The organism is Pseudomonas sp. MAG733B, from assembly GCF_036884845.1.
Lineage (GTDB): Bacteria > Pseudomonadota > Gammaproteobacteria > Pseudomonadales > Pseudomonadaceae > Aquipseudomonas.
Genome location: NZ_CP145732.1, coordinates 2,966,517 through 2,979,693, shown reverse-complemented (window position 1 = coordinate 2,979,693; position 13,177 = coordinate 2,966,517). Strand labels below are relative to the sequence as shown.

Sequence of the window (13,177 nt, the reverse complement as noted above, 5' to 3'; positions counted from 1 at the left end):
GCCATGAAGTGGCTAATGGCGCTGCTAGTCGCAGCAATGGCAGCGAGTTCGACGGCTGCGACCCGCACCGATATCGGCGGGCCGTTCCAGTTGACCAACCAGAATGGCCAGCGCGTCACCGAACGCAGTTTTGGCGAGCCGGCTTTGCTGTACTTCGGGTTCATGACCTGCCCGGCAATCTGCCCGACTGACTTGGCGAAAATGGCCCGCATCAGCCGGCAACTGCAACAGCAGCAAGGCATCAGCTTGCGGCCGATCTTCGTGACCATCGACCCGGAACGGGACACGCCGAAAAGGCTCAAGGAATACGTGAAGTATTTCGCCAGCGACTTCGTCGGCCTGACCGGTTCGCCGCAAGAGATCACCCGCATCACCGATGCCTATCATGTGTACTACAAGAAAGTGCCGACCGGGGACAAACCCGGGGAGTACATGATGGACCACTCGACCATCCTGTTTTTAATCGATAGCCAGGGCCGCTACCTCAAGCATTTCGGACGTGGGCTGGATGAAAAGGAAATCGAGAAACAGGTGGTCACTGCATTGGCGGATGCAGCGGCTGGACGCTGACGGGAGATTGCAATGAAATCAGTGTCTGGACATCAGCCCGTGTAGAACGCCGAATCGCAAACCCGGCTCGGAAGGCGTCATGTGTGCAATGCCGAAGACCTTGAACGCCGCCAGCATCAATACCAACCCGCCCGGCAAACTGCTCAGGCGATGAGTTTGCAGACCCGACAACCGCAGCTTTTTGACATGCCCGACTTCCAGCAAACGCAGCGACAGGCGCAGCAGTCCGCTGTAGGTGATGCCGGTTTCTCCAAAGTCGTTCAACCCATTGGCATTGAGGATCTTGGCCAGCATGCGCGCGGTGCCTGAAGAGCCAATGGTCTGCTGCCAACCCTGAGCGCGATAACGACGGGCAACCTTGTCGAACTCAAGCGTCGCGACCCGTTCGGCCTCAAGCAGCGCCTGGGCGGTGATGCTGCCGCCCGCAAAATAACGCGCCCCAAAGGTGCCGCTGCCAATCGCAATACTCTCGGTGACGAGCAACTGAGGGCCGCGCCCCAGAATCAATTCGGTGGATCCGCCGCCGATATCCACCACCAGTCGCATGCTCTCTGAACCGGGGTTGGTATGGGCGACACCGGCGTACACCAGTTGCGCTTCTTCCTGCCCCGAGATCACGTCAATTCGAAACCCCAAGTGGCGTTCGGCGCTGGCCAGGAACAATTGCGCATTGTCAGCTTCACGCACGGCGCTGGTCGCCACCGCCCGCACTCGCCCGGCCTCGAAGCCGCGCAGTTTCTTGCCGAATCGCGCCAGCGCCTGCCACCCCCGATCCAGCGCCATTTCGTCTAGTGCCCCACCCTGAAACCCTTCGGCCAGGCGCACGGGTTCGCGCAGGGTTTTGACTTCCTGAATCATCATCTGGCGGTTGCGTTTGACTGGCTGGCCGATCATCAGGCGAAACGCATTGGAGCCCAGGTCAATGGCCGCAAACAGAGAGCTGTCACCTTTCATGGTGGGGATTCCCGGCAGTTTCATCGGCCTGCGAATGGCGTGCCGCAGGGCGGTTTGCGCCGATCCTGCCATGCGCTCAGTGACACGACGATGACAGGCCGATGAATTTCGCCATCACCTGTTCGTCACCACGTCGTCACATGCGCGGGCCTAGCATGGGCACTTCCAACTTCGTCGGGAGTTCTGACCATGCTGTTGACCAACGACACCCTGATGCAACGCATCCACCGCGAACTGCTCGATCACAGCGACGAAGAACTGGAGCTGGAGTTGCTGGAGGACGATCACGACCTCGAAGCACTGTTCGATGATCATCTCGGCGAGAGCCCGGAAAGGCAGGAACGTCGCCGTTACTTCAGCGAGCTGTTCCGCCTGCAAGGTGAGCTGGTGAAGTTGCAGAGTTGGGTGGTGAAGACCGGGCACAAGGTGGTGATCCTGTTCGAAGGGCGCGATGCGGCGGGCAAAGGCGGCGTGATCAAGCGCATCACCCAGCGCCTCAATCCTCGGGTCTGCCGTGTCGCCGCCCTGCCCGCCCCCAACGACCGCGAACGCACCCAGTGGTACTTTCAGCGCTACGTTTCGCACCTGCCGGCGGCGGGTGAAATCGTGTTGTTCGACCGCAGCTGGTACAACCGCGCAGGCGTCGAGCAAGTCATGGGGTTCTGCAACGAGGACCAATACGAAGAGTTCTTCCGCACCGTGCCTGAATTCGAACGGATGCTCGCCCGCTCCGGCATCCAGTTGATCAAATACTGGTTCTCGATCTCCGACCAGGAACAGCATTTGCGCTTTCTCAGCCGCATCCATGACCCGCTCAAGCAATGGAAACTCAGCCCCATGGACCTTGAGTCCCGCCGACGCTGGGAGGCCTACACCAAGGCCAAGGAAATCATGCTCGACCGCACCCACATCGCCGAAGCGCCGTGGTGGGTGGTGCAAGCCGACGACAAGAAAAAGGCCCGGCTCAACTGCATCCATCACCTGCTCGGGCAAATGCCCTATGAAGAAGTCGAATTACCGGTGATCGAACTGCCCGAACGCCTGCGCCAGGAAGACTATTCGCGCAGCCCGACGCCACCGGAAATCATCGTGCCGCAGATGTACTGAGGGCGCAGGCTCGATTGTGCGCCTTGATGCGGGCGCACAATCGCTGTCATCACTCTGTAACCTGGTTGCCGCAATACTCACGCCATACACCGCGTGCTTTTTTATTGCTGCCTTCATAGGCGGCTTTTTTTTGCCTGATGTTTGAGTGACGACTTTATCGGCATAATCGCTTACGGTTCATACCAGGAGCGTATTAATGACCGCAGAAAGCTACGACCAGCTCGCAATTTTTGCCGCCGTCGCACAGGAGCGCAGTTTCACTCGCGCTGCCGCCAGACTGGGCATGTCGCAACCTGCTTTGAGCCGTGCCATGCGCCAACTGGAAGAACGCCTGGGTGTCCGGCTGCTGGCTCGCACCACGCGCAGTGTGTCCGCCACAGAAGCAGGCGAACATTTGCTGCAGGTGATCGCTCCCCGCTTCGAAGAGATCGATACAGAACTGGCATTGCTCAGCGAATTCCGTGACAAGCCGGCAGGCAAATTGCGCATTACCGCGGGCGAGCATTCGGCGATTACCATCCTGCATCCCGTGCTCGCGAAGGTGCTGCCCGACAACCCGGATCTCAGTATCGAAATCATCGTCGACTACGGCCTGACCGACATCGTCGCGCAAGGCTTCGACGCTGGAGTACGGTTGGGCGAGCAGGTCGCCAAGGACATGATCGCGATGCGCATCGGTCCCGACATGCGCATGGCGGTTGTCGGCTCCCCGGCATACTTCGCCCGGTATTCGAAACCTGTCGTTCCGGGCGATTTGACGGGGCACAACGGCATCACTTTGCGCATGCCCACCTACGGTGGTCTGTACCTTTGGGAGTTCGAAAAGAACGGGCAGGAGCTGAAGGTGCGAGTCGAAGGACAACTGGTGTTCAACAACATCGCCATGCGCCTGGAGGCTGCCCTTCAGGGGTTGGGATTGGCCTATATGCCGGAAGATCTGGTGCAGGAACATGTCGCGCAAGGTCGATTGATTCGCGTGCTGGCCGACTGGTGCGAGCCGTTCTCTGGCTATCACCTCTACTATCCGAGCCGACGCCAGAGTTCACCGGCCTTCACTTTGCTGCGCGAAGCTCTGCGCTATTTGGGCTGAGCGGCGTCCAACGCCTCGCCCGCACGCCTGGCCGCTTCAACATCACCCTGTTCTGCCAGCAACTGGACCAATTGACGCAATTGCGCAGCGCTCAGGCTGACTCGCAGGCTGGCGGCCATGTGCGAGCGCAACTGCGACTCGACGCCGGGGGTGACGGCCAGCGCCGCGACCGTGGCCAGCTCACGACTTTGCCAGTCCAGGTTGTCGCGCTCGAAAATGTCGCCGAACAAATGCGCTTGCAGGTATTGGTTGATGACCGGGACGAAATCGAACAATGGCCCTTGCACAGGCGCGCCGGCAATGCGCGTCTGGTTGGCCTTGCCCGCCGCCAGCAGTTCGCTGCCGGTCGGAATCGCGCGACCGGGTTCGCGCCCCGGATCGTCCTGAACGCCACGTTGTTTGCGCGCCTCCACGACTTTCATCAGCTCGCCGAGCGCGTTGAGACTGCGGGGAAAACCGCTGTAGGCGTAGAGTTGCACCAGTATTTCTTTCGCTTCGCTGACGGTCAGCCCTGCATCCAGTCCCCGGTTCAAGGCAACCTTGAGCCACGGCATGTCGCTCGTGGCCATGGCAGCCGCTATCAATGGAATGGCTTGCTGTTTGGCGGACAGTTCCTCAGAGACTGGAAATTCTTTGGTCGTCGACGGTGGCGTCACAGGATCATGGGCACTGTATTGATCATCGGTGACCTTCTCCAGCCAATCCACACTCTTGCCGTCGACCGCGCCGGTCACGGCCAGGTGAGTCATCGCGCTCGAGGGTGCGGCACCGTGCCAATGCTTGACGCCCGGCGGGCAGACGATCACGTCGCCCGGATGGATTTCCTGTACAGGCCTGCCCCATTCCTGGGTCAAGCCGACACCGGAGACCACCACCAAACGCTGGCCTGCAGGATGGGTATGCCAGGCTGAACGTGCGCCCGGTTCGAAGGTGACGTACGCACCGGACGCATTGATCTCACCGGAAGCCGGAAATAACGGATCGACACGCACCCGCCCGGTGAAAGAATCCGCCGGCCCCGCGACCGAAGTCTGACTGCCTGCCCGGCTGATCTGCTGGGCGGCTCCGGTTTCACTGGCACCGTCGGCGCAGGCAAAGGGGGCCGCAGCACACACCGCGATCCCCAAAAGGGTATTTTTCATGATGACGGTTCCTTCAAATCAGAGGGTTCTGGCGTAGAACGCGGTCAACTGGTCCATGGCGACGTCCACATACGCGGGCACCCAATAGGTTTCGATGTGGGTCGCGCCGTCGATGGTGAACAGTTTCTTGTCCTGTGTTCCCGTGGCCTTGGCGAAAGCCTGCTCGGACATGTACAGGCTGTCGGCCTTGCTGCCCGCGATCATCAGTAACGGTTTGTCGATCAGCTCGATCTGATTGGTGGCGTCGAAACGCATCAGGTCCAGCAGGCTGCTCGTGGTGTAGCGGAAGGTCGAGTTCGGGTGTGCGTGGGTCTTGCCGTAATACTCGAAGCCCTGGCGATACAGATCAAACGGCAGCTTGGCGATCTGCTCATCGGTCAGTTTGGCATCGCCGGTATAGAGAATTTCTCCACCGGCCGCTTCCTGTGCGCGCGCGGCGGACGCCTGCTGCAAGCGCTGCTCAATGGTGGACAGTTGCGAGTCCCGGTAGCCATTGCGACGCACCAGCCCTGAGTTGAACATGCTCAGGGTCGCGATCGACTGGAAGCGCTTGTCGGTTTGCGCCGCCGCCAACGAATAACCACCACCGCCGCAGATGCCGAGCAATCCCAGCCGCGCCGTATCGACGCCAGGATAACCGGCGATGAAATCCGCCATGCCATGAATGTCTTCGATGCGGTTCGATGGCTTGTCCACATTGCGCGACTCACCGCCACTGGCGCCCTGATACGCCGCATCTGCCGTGATGGTGATGTAGCCCTGATCAGCCAGACGCTGGGCATACAAGCCGGCAACCTGCTCTTTCACCCCGCCGTTGGGATGCGCCACGACGACCACCGGGTATTTCTTGGTCGAGTCATAGTTGGCTGGGGTGTAAACGTTGGCGGAGATATCCAGGCCGTTGAGCTTGTAGGTGACCGTATGGATATTGACCTTGCCCGGCTCGTTTTTGGTGATGGCGCCACCATAAGTCAGTGTGAACGGATTCTGCTTGTAGTCGGCGGCCTCAACCTCGACGCCAGACATCCCGATCATGGCGGCCATGAAAGTGGCCTTAACTGCGCTTCGAATCATATGAATGCTCCTGCCGATGTTTTTTAATCCAGGTTTTTTTCTGCGAGAAACTTCGAAACCAGATCCGCGATCTCGACGTTGTTGATGTCCGAAAACGGAAAGTGGCTGTTGCCTGTGATGCCGATTTCCGGCAAATGAATGAGCGTGACGTCACCGCCATGCCGGTTCACCGTGTCGCGCCATAGCCGCGCCATTTCAAGCCGCGCGCGCCAACTGTCTTGTGCGGGCAGCCGTACCGGTTTGTCGGGGATGTTGTCGCCATAGAAGATGACGACGGGGATCCGGGTCAGCGCTTCGAACTGCGCCTTCGATACAACGTGTGCCGAGAGCGTGTCGAATGCGCTGGGAATTGGTGGGGGCGCTTCACCCTCCGGAAACACGAAACTGCTGCCCGGTTCGAACGCCACGATGGCCTTCACATTTCGGCTTTTGATCGCCGTCAGCCAACCGGGACCGCCACCCTGCGAGTGGGTGAACAGAATCGCAGGGCCGGTCTTTTCCAGAAGCGCGCGGACGCCATCGGAAACCACCTCGATGTCGTAGGGACCGGTGTTGGGCGTCATCGAACGGAAGAACTGTTCCTGTGCAGCCTGCCCTTGTGGAAACTGACTACCCTCAAAGGTATTTGGCCAGACACCGATGCGGAACTGGTTGAACCACATCTGCTCATCCGGTATCGGCTTGATCGTCGCTTCAACCAGACTGCGGCCCGCATCGCCACGGCGCGGCTGGTCGATCAACCAGGTGGAAAAGCCGCGACGCAAAAAGATGTTCTGGAACCCTTCACGTCCGTCTGCCGTGGTCTCCCAGGACTTTGCCGATTGTCCTGCGCCATGCCACATGACAATCGGCAGCGGACGAGCGTCGACCGGGACCTGATAGAACGCGTAGACATGGTCCCCGTGGTAGCTCTGACCATCGGGAATCATCGGTTTGTAGGGATCAAACTTGCCTGGCTGGGTGATTCGCCCGCCGCCGGCGATCAGGCTGCCCTGATCCTTGATAACCAACGGACTGCGGTCATCGGCACTGACAAATGCGCTGGTGCATAACGCGACACACAGAGAGCCGGCCTTGGCTGTTGCGGGAATGAACTTGCGGATAAGTGGCTGGATCATCAATTGCTCTCGGCTTGTCATCGCAGAGAGCAACTTACCTTTTAAGGTATTGATTGATAAACAGCACTAATTGGATAGCACTGATACCAAAATCACATAACTGTTTGTTGCGTCCGAACCTACGGATCCACCTGCCCCATCAACTCCGTCACCGATTCCTGGCGCTTGGCATAACGCTGCGCCAGCACCGCACAGACCATCAATTGAATCTGATGGAACAGCATCAGCGGCAGGATCAATACGCCGATGGTGCTGCCGGCGAACAACACCTGGGCCATCGGTACGCCGGTGGCCAGGCTTTTCTTCGAGCCGCAGAAGAGGATGGTGATGCGGTCTTCCTGATTGAAGCCGAAGACTTTGCCCAGCACGGTGGACGCGACCAATACCAGGCCCAGGACCACGCAGCAGGCCACGACCAGACCCGCCAGGTCGCGCAACGGGATCTGGTGCCAGATGCCTTCGTTCACCGCTTCGCTGAATGCGCCGTAGACCACCAGCAAAATCGAACCCTGATCCACGAACTTCAGCCAACTCTTGTTGCGCCCGACCCACGCGCCGATCCAGCGTCGCGCGATTTGCCCGGCGATGAACGGCAGCAACAGTTGCACGCTGATCTTGACGATCGCATCGAGGGTCGAGCCGCCGTTGCCGTGCACGTCCAGCAGCAGGGTCACCAGCAACGGCGTGAGGAAGATCCCGAACAGACTGGATGCGGCGGCGCTGCAAATCGCAGCTGGCACGTTACCGCGCGCCAGCGAGGTAAAGGCGATTGCGGACTGCACAGTCGCGGGCAACGCACAGAGGTAGAGCATGCCCATGTACAGGTCGGCGCCGATCATTGGTGACAGCAATGGCTTGAGCGCCAGGCCGATCAGCGGGAACAGCACGAAGGTCAGGCTGAACACCAGTAAATGCAGGCGCCAATGGCCGGCACCGGCAATGATCGACTCGCGTGAAAGCTTGGCGCCGTGCAGGAAAAACAGCAGTGCGATGGCGGCGTTGGTCAACCAGCCAAAGCCCACCGCCACTTGTCCGCTGGCGGGCAGCAAACTGGCGAGCAGCACCACGCCGATCAGGGTCAGGGTGAAATTGTCGGGTAGGAAGCGAGGGCGTGTCATCGGGGTCATCCGGGTTTGCCAGGAACGTGAGCCGACTCTAACGCGCTTAAGGATTGCCGACTAACGCTAGTAAGCCAGTAGATAGCGCCTAACGGACAAAGCAACCGGTCTCCCGCTTTTCATCGCCTTCCGACCAGAAACCCGAATCAGGCTCTTGCACAACCGGTATTATGGTATACCATCATACGCACAGACACATTCCACCCTGATACGGAGCAGCTCATGAGTTTCGAAATCCGCAAGATCGTCAGCTATGTCGAAGAAACCTTCATCGAAGGCGGCAAGGCCACCGACACGCCCGTGACCATGGTCGGTCTGGCCGTGGTGATGAAGAACCCGTGGCTGGGCAACGGTTTCGTCGAAGACCTGAAACCGCAGATCCGCGCCAACTGCTCCGACCTCGGCGCGCTGATGGTTGAGCGTCTGGTGGGCATCATCGGCTGTGCCGAGAAGATCGAAGCCTATGGCAAGGCTGCCGTGGTCGGCGCCGACGGTGAAATCGAGCACGCCTCCGCGGTGATCCACACCCTGCGCTTCGGCAATCACTACCGCGAAGCGGTCAAGGCCAAGAGTTACCTGAGCTTCACCAACAAGCGCGGCGGCCCGGGCACGTCGATCCAGATCCCGATGATGCACAAGGACGACGAAGGCCTGCGTTCGCACTACATCACTCTGGAAATGCAGATCGAAGATGCCCCGCGCGCGGACGAAATCGTCGTGGTGCTGGGTTGCGCCGACGGCGGCCGCCTGCACCCACGCATCGGCAACCGCTACATCGACCTGGAAGAACTGGCCGCCGAAAAAGCCCAGTAAGCCGGTCGGTCACTACAACAAGAAGGCATGCAGGAGCGCTCCATGATTCGGCTCACCGCTGAACGCACCCCGGCTGGCACCAGTTACCTGGCGACCGGCCAAGGCCAGCCCGTGGTCTTGATCCACGGCGTGGGCCTGAACAAAGAAATGTGGGGCGGCCAGATCGTTGGCCTGGCCACGAAATACCGCGTCATTGCCTACGACATGCTGGGTCATGGCGCCAGCCCGCGCCCGGAAAACGGCACGCCGCTGCTCGGTTATGCCGACCAGTTGCTGGAGCTGCTCGATCACCTGCAACTGCCCAAGGCAGCGGTGATCGGTTTTTCCATGGGCGGGTTGGTGGCGCGGGCTTTTGCCCTGCATTACCCGCAACGCCTGCAAAGTCTGGTGGTGCTCAACAGCGTGTTCAATCGCACCGCCGAACAACGTGCCGGTGTCATCGCCCGCACCAGTCAGGCCGCCGTACACGGGCCGGACGCCAATGCCGAAGCGGCATTGTCACGCTGGTTCAGCCGCGAATATCAAGCGGCCAATCCGGCGCAGATCGCCGCGATTCGCCAGACGCTGGCCGGCAATGACCCGCAGGGTTACCTGACCACCTACGAATTGTTTGCCACTCAGGACATGTACCGCGCCGAGGACCTGGGCAACATCCAGGTGCCGACGCTGATCGCCACCGGCGAGCTGGACCCTGGCTCGACCCCGGACATGGCCGAACAACTGGCCCAACGGATTCCCGGCGCGACGGTTGCCGTACTCGCCGAGCAGCGGCATATGATGCCCGTAGAATCGCCGCGCCTGGTCAACCAGCTGTTGCTGGAGTTTCTCGACACGGCGCACGCCCGACAAAACCATATAAAGGGGATCGTTGCATGACACTCGCACGCTTCCAGATGTGCATCGGCGGTGAATGGGTCGATGCCCTGTCCGGCAAGACTTTCGAAAGCCTCAACCCGGCGCTGGCCGAACCCTGGGCTGAACTGCCCGATGCCGACGAAGCCGATGTCGAGCGCGCCGTACAAGCCGCTCAAACCGCTTTCGACAGCCCGGCCTGGCGCGGCTTGACCGCCACCGCTCGCGGCAAATTGCTGCGGCGCCTGGGCGACCTGATCGCCGAAAACAAGGAACAACTGGCGCAGCTGGAAAGCCGCGACAACGGCAAGCTGATCCGCGAAACCCGCGGTCAGGTCGGCTATTTGCCAGAGTTCTTCCACTACACCGCAGGCCTGGCGGACAAGCTCGAGGGCGGCACCCTGCCGCTGGACAAGCCGGATCTGTTTGCCTACACCGTGCACGAAGCCATGGGCGTGGTCGCCGCGATCATTCCGTGGAACAGTCCGCTGTACCTGACCGCGATCAAACTGGCTCCGGCACTCGCCGCCGGCAACACCATCGTGATCAAGCCGTCGGAACACGCCTCGGCGACCATTCTCGAACTGGCCCGATTGGCACTGGAAGCCGGGATTCCCCCGGGCGTGGTCAACGTCGTCACCGGTTACGGCCCGAGCACCGGCGCTGCCCTCACCCGCCATCCGCTAATCCGCAAAATCGCCTTCACCGGCGGCGCGGCCACGGCTCGGCATGTGGTGCGCAGCAGCGCCGAAAACTTCGCAAAATTGTCGCTGGAACTGGGCGGCAAATCACCGAACATCATCTTCGCCGACGCCGACCTCGACAGCGCGATCAACGGTGCCATCGCCGGGATCTATGCTGCCTCCGGGCAGAGCTGCGTGTCTGGTTCGCGGCTGTTGGTGCAGGACGAAATCTACGACGAATTCATCGGTCGGCTGGTGGAGCGCGCCCAGCGCATCCGCATCGGCAACCCGCAGGAAGACAGCAGCGAAATGGGCCCGATGGCCACCGCGCAGCAGCTGGCCGTGGTCGAAGGTTTGGTGGCCGATGCCATCGCTGAAGGCGCAAAACTGCGCCTGGGTGGCAAGCGTCCAACCAACGTCGGTGACGGTTGGTTCTACGAACCGACGCTGTTCGAGTGCGACCACAACTCGATGAAGATCATGCAGGAAGAGGTCTTTGGCCCGGTGGCCTCGGTCATCCGTTTCAAGGACGAAGCCGAGGCGCTGGCGATTGCCAACGACTCACAGTTCGGCCTCGCTGCCGGCATCTGGACCCGCGATCTGGGCCGCGCCCATCGTCTGGCCCGGGACGTGCGTTCGGGGATTATCTGGGTCAACACCTACCGCGCGGTGTCGGCCATGGCGCCGATCGGCGGTTTCAAGAACAGTGGCTATGGACGCGAAAGCGGCATCGATTCGGTGCTGGCCTACACCGAGCTGAAAACGGTGTGGATCAACCTCTCCCAGGCGCCAATGCCTGACCCGTTTGTGATGCGCTAGGAGTCCTGCAAAATGATCGAACCCGGCATTTACAAAGACGTGATGAGCTCGTTCCCGTCCGGCGTCACGGTGGTCACCACCCTGGGCCCGGACGGCGGCATCGTCGGCATCACCGCCAGCGCCTTCAGTGCGCTGTCGATTGACCCGGCACTGGTGCTGTTCTGCCCCAACTACGGCTCCGACACCTACCCGGTGCTGCGCGACAGCAAGCAGTTCGCGATTCACTTGCTGTCCGCCGACCAGACCGCCGAAGCCTACGCCTTCGCCGGTAAAGGCAAGGACAAGGCCAACGGCATCGACTGGCACCTGAGCGAACTGGGCAACCCGATCCTTGCCAAAGCCACGGCAATCATCGAGTGCGAACTGTGGCGCGAATACGACGGCGGCGACCACGCGATCATCGTCGGCGCGGTGAAGAACCTGATCATGCCCAAGCAACCGGTGACACCGATGATTTATCACAAGGGCAAGTTGGGCCCGTTGCCGACCCTGGCCTGACAGGCATACACAAAACCCAATGTGGGAGCGGGCTTGCTCGCGAAAGCGGTCGATCATTCAACATTAACGTCGACTGACATACCGCCTTCGCGACCAAGCCCGCTCCCACAGGGGATTTGTGGTGCGAGGAGAATTTATGATTAACGAAAAGTACGAAAAAGGCCTGAAGATCCGCACCCAGGTATTGGGTGAAGCCTATGTGCAGCGCTCCATCGACAACGCCGACGACTTCACCCGCCCGTTGCAGGAGATGGTCACCGAGTACTGCTGGGGCCACGTCTGGGGCCGCGAGGGTTTGTCGCTCAAGGAACGCAGCATGATCAATCTGGCGATGATCTCGGCGCTCAACCGGCCGCATGAACTCAAACTGCATGTGCGCGGCGCCTTGCGTAACGGCTTGAGTCGTGAGCAAATACGCGAAATTCTGCTTCAGGTCGGTATTTATTGCGGAGTGCCCGCAGCCGTGGACAGTTTCCGGCTCGCCCGTGAAGCCTTCGCCGAAGCCGACGCCGAGGCCTCCAGTTAACCCCTCGGCTGTTTTGATGCCCGTCTGGCATGGACAGCCAACTTAAAGAGCGGACCCCATGAAACGCCTGCCACTCGACGACAGCTTCAAGGTCAATCGCAACCCCGTTACCCTGCGCGAAATCGTGCTGGATAAACTGCGAAGCGCCATCATGAACTTCCAGCTTCTGCCGGGAGACCGTCTGGTCGAACGCGATCTGTGCGATCGCCTGGGCGTGAGCCGCACCTCGGTCCGCGAAGCCTTGCGCCACCTGGAATCCGAAGGGCTGGTCGAGTTCGCCGATGCCAAGGGCCCGCGCGTCGCGATCATCACACTGGCCGATGCGGTCGATATCTACGAACTGCGTTGCGTGCTCGAAGGCCTGATCGTCCAGCTGTTCACCCTGCGCGCCAAGGCCAAGGACATCAAGGCCCTGGAAAAAGCCCTGGAGGTCAACCGTCAGGCGCTCAAGGAAGGCGAACTGCAACAGGTCATCGACTCGGTGCAGGGTTTCTACGACGTATTGCTCGAAGGTTCCGGCAACCACGTCGCGGCCACCCAGCTGCGTCAGTTGCAGGCGCGGATCAGCTACCTGCGCGCGACCTCGGTGTCCCAGGAAAACCGTCGCGGCGCGAGTAACCAGGAAATGGAAAAAATGGTCGAGGCGATCAAGAGTGGCGATCCGCTGGCAGCGCATCAGGCGTGCGTCGATCACGTGCGCGCCGCCGCAGCCGTCGCCCTCGACTACCTCAAGCGCAAGCAGGAAGAGACCGGGGCGATCCCCGCGATCACCCAGCCCATCGCGCTGAAAGAACCGCGCATAGGTCGCTGATC

General features: G+C 60.6%; 14 protein-coding genes. 9 read left to right on the top strand and 5 right to left on the bottom strand.

Annotation, left to right across the window (positions count from 1 at the left end):
* The first annotated feature begins 3 nt into the window (after window positions 1-3).
* Window positions 4-570 carry an SCO family protein gene (locus V6Z53_RS13820; RefSeq protein WP_338586075.1) on the top strand — a complete coding sequence of 189 codons (567 nt, stop codon included), beginning with the start codon at window positions 4-6 and terminating at the stop codon, window positions 568-570.
* Window positions 571-588: 18 nt separating this feature from the next.
* Here V6Z53_RS13820 and V6Z53_RS13815 read toward each other — a convergent pair whose 3' ends face one another.
* Window positions 589-1,524 (bottom strand): Ppx/GppA family phosphatase, encoded by a 936-nt coding sequence (locus tag V6Z53_RS13815; protein WP_338586074.1) that lies wholly within the window; start codon window positions 1,522-1,524, stop codon window positions 589-591.
* A gap of 189 nt (window positions 1,525-1,713) precedes the next feature.
* Between V6Z53_RS13815 and ppk2 the strand changes: the two genes are divergently transcribed.
* A complete protein-coding gene (ppk2, locus tag V6Z53_RS13810) occupies window positions 1,714-2,631 on the top strand; it encodes a polyphosphate kinase 2 (RefSeq protein ID WP_338586073.1) in 918 nt (305 codons plus the stop codon).
* A gap of 196 nt (window positions 2,632-2,827) precedes the next feature.
* Complete coding sequence (locus tag V6Z53_RS13805) at window positions 2,828-3,721, top strand: LysR family transcriptional regulator (protein WP_338586071.1); 894 nt, start codon at window positions 2,828-2,830, stop codon at window positions 3,719-3,721.
* On the opposite strand, the gene V6Z53_RS13800 is transcribed toward V6Z53_RS13805, so the two are convergent.
* The 4 genes from V6Z53_RS13800 to V6Z53_RS13785 form a co-directional block, all read right to left on the bottom strand.
* The gene (locus V6Z53_RS13800) at window positions 3,709-4,863 is read right to left on the bottom strand and encodes a carboxymuconolactone decarboxylase family protein (RefSeq protein WP_338586070.1); all 1,155 of its coding nucleotides are present in this window, start codon (window positions 4,861-4,863) and stop codon (window positions 3,709-3,711) included. The two genes, V6Z53_RS13805 and V6Z53_RS13800, sit on opposite strands and share 13 nt — an antisense overlap.
* 18 nt (window positions 4,864-4,881) lie before the next feature.
* Window positions 4,882-5,937 carry an alpha/beta hydrolase gene (locus V6Z53_RS13795; protein ID WP_338586069.1) on the bottom strand — a complete coding sequence of 352 codons (1,056 nt, stop codon included), beginning with the start codon at window positions 5,935-5,937 and terminating at the stop codon, window positions 4,882-4,884.
* A 23-nt stretch (window positions 5,938-5,960) separates the two neighbouring features.
* Window positions 5,961-7,055 (bottom strand): alpha/beta fold hydrolase, encoded by a 1,095-nt coding sequence (locus V6Z53_RS13790; RefSeq protein ID WP_338586068.1) that lies wholly within the window; start codon window positions 7,053-7,055, stop codon window positions 5,961-5,963.
* Window positions 7,056-7,174: 119 nt separating this feature from the next.
* Window positions 7,175-8,173, bottom strand: coding sequence for a bile acid:sodium symporter family protein (locus tag V6Z53_RS13785; protein ID WP_338586067.1), 999 nt, complete (start codon window positions 8,171-8,173; stop codon window positions 7,175-7,177).
* A 222-nt stretch (window positions 8,174-8,395) separates the two neighbouring features.
* On the opposite strand from V6Z53_RS13785, the gene V6Z53_RS13780 reads away from it, so the two are divergent.
* The 6 genes from V6Z53_RS13780 to V6Z53_RS13755 all read left to right on the top strand — a co-directional run bounded on the left by V6Z53_RS13780 (window position 8,396) and on the right by V6Z53_RS13755 (window position 13,175).
* Window positions 8,396-8,986 (top strand): amino acid synthesis family protein, encoded by a 591-nt coding sequence (locus V6Z53_RS13780; RefSeq protein WP_338586066.1) that lies wholly within the window; start codon window positions 8,396-8,398, stop codon window positions 8,984-8,986.
* Between the two features lie 42 nt (window positions 8,987-9,028).
* Window positions 9,029-9,862 (top strand): alpha/beta fold hydrolase, encoded by an 834-nt coding sequence (locus V6Z53_RS13775; RefSeq protein ID WP_338586065.1) that lies wholly within the window; start codon window positions 9,029-9,031, stop codon window positions 9,860-9,862.
* Window positions 9,859-11,340 (top strand): aldehyde dehydrogenase, encoded by a 1,482-nt coding sequence (locus V6Z53_RS13770; RefSeq protein WP_338586064.1) that lies wholly within the window; start codon window positions 9,859-9,861, stop codon window positions 11,338-11,340. The genes V6Z53_RS13775 and V6Z53_RS13770 overlap by 4 nt, the downstream gene beginning before the upstream one ends.
* Before the next feature lie 12 nt (window positions 11,341-11,352).
* On the top strand, window positions 11,353-11,838 hold the full coding sequence (locus V6Z53_RS13765; RefSeq protein WP_338586063.1) for a flavin reductase family protein: 486 nt from the start codon (window positions 11,353-11,355) through the stop codon (window positions 11,836-11,838).
* 136 nt (window positions 11,839-11,974) lie between these two features.
* Complete coding sequence (locus V6Z53_RS13760; RefSeq protein ID WP_338586062.1) at window positions 11,975-12,364, top strand: carboxymuconolactone decarboxylase family protein; 390 nt, start codon at window positions 11,975-11,977, stop codon at window positions 12,362-12,364.
* Between the two features lie 58 nt (window positions 12,365-12,422).
* Complete coding sequence (locus V6Z53_RS13755) at window positions 12,423-13,175, top strand: GntR family transcriptional regulator (RefSeq protein WP_338586061.1); 753 nt, start codon at window positions 12,423-12,425, stop codon at window positions 13,173-13,175.
* The last annotated feature ends 2 nt before the right edge of the window (window positions 13,176-13,177 follow it).

Bases quoted from the DNA above. Each gene is read 5' to 3' on its own strand.
- V6Z53_RS13785 (WP_338586067.1), bottom strand. From the start codon at position 8,173: ATGACACGCCCTCGCTTCCTACCCGACAATTTCACCCTGACCCTGATC.
- V6Z53_RS13760 (WP_338586062.1), top strand. From the start codon at position 11,975: ATGATTAACGAAAAGTACGAAAAAGGCCTGAAGATCCGCACCCAGGTA.
- ppk2 (WP_338586073.1), top strand. From the start codon at position 1,714: ATGCTGTTGACCAACGACACCCTGATGCAACGCATCCACCGCGAACTG.
- V6Z53_RS13765 (WP_338586063.1), top strand. From the start codon at position 11,353: ATGATCGAACCCGGCATTTACAAAGACGTGATGAGCTCGTTCCCGTCC.
- V6Z53_RS13815 (WP_338586074.1), bottom strand. From the start codon at position 1,524: ATGAAAGGTGACAGCTCTCTGTTTGCGGCCATTGACCTGGGCTCCAAT.
- V6Z53_RS13775 (WP_338586065.1), top strand. From the start codon at position 9,029: ATGATTCGGCTCACCGCTGAACGCACCCCGGCTGGCACCAGTTACCTG.
- V6Z53_RS13805 (WP_338586071.1), top strand. From the start codon at position 2,828: ATGACCGCAGAAAGCTACGACCAGCTCGCAATTTTTGCCGCCGTCGCA.
- V6Z53_RS13755 (WP_338586061.1), top strand. From the start codon at position 12,423: ATGAAACGCCTGCCACTCGACGACAGCTTCAAGGTCAATCGCAACCCC.
- V6Z53_RS13795 (WP_338586069.1), bottom strand. From the start codon at position 5,937: ATGATTCGAAGCGCAGTTAAGGCCACTTTCATGGCCGCCATGATCGGG.
- V6Z53_RS13800 (WP_338586070.1), bottom strand. From the start codon at position 4,863: ATGAAAAATACCCTTTTGGGGATCGCGGTGTGTGCTGCGGCCCCCTTT.
- V6Z53_RS13790 (WP_338586068.1), bottom strand. From the start codon at position 7,055: ATGATCCAGCCACTTATCCGCAAGTTCATTCCCGCAACAGCCAAGGCC.
- V6Z53_RS13780 (WP_338586066.1), top strand. From the start codon at position 8,396: ATGAGTTTCGAAATCCGCAAGATCGTCAGCTATGTCGAAGAAACCTTC.
- V6Z53_RS13770 (WP_338586064.1), top strand. From the start codon at position 9,859: ATGACACTCGCACGCTTCCAGATGTGCATCGGCGGTGAATGGGTCGAT.
- V6Z53_RS13820 (WP_338586075.1), top strand. From the start codon at position 4: ATGAAGTGGCTAATGGCGCTGCTAGTCGCAGCAATGGCAGCGAGTTCG.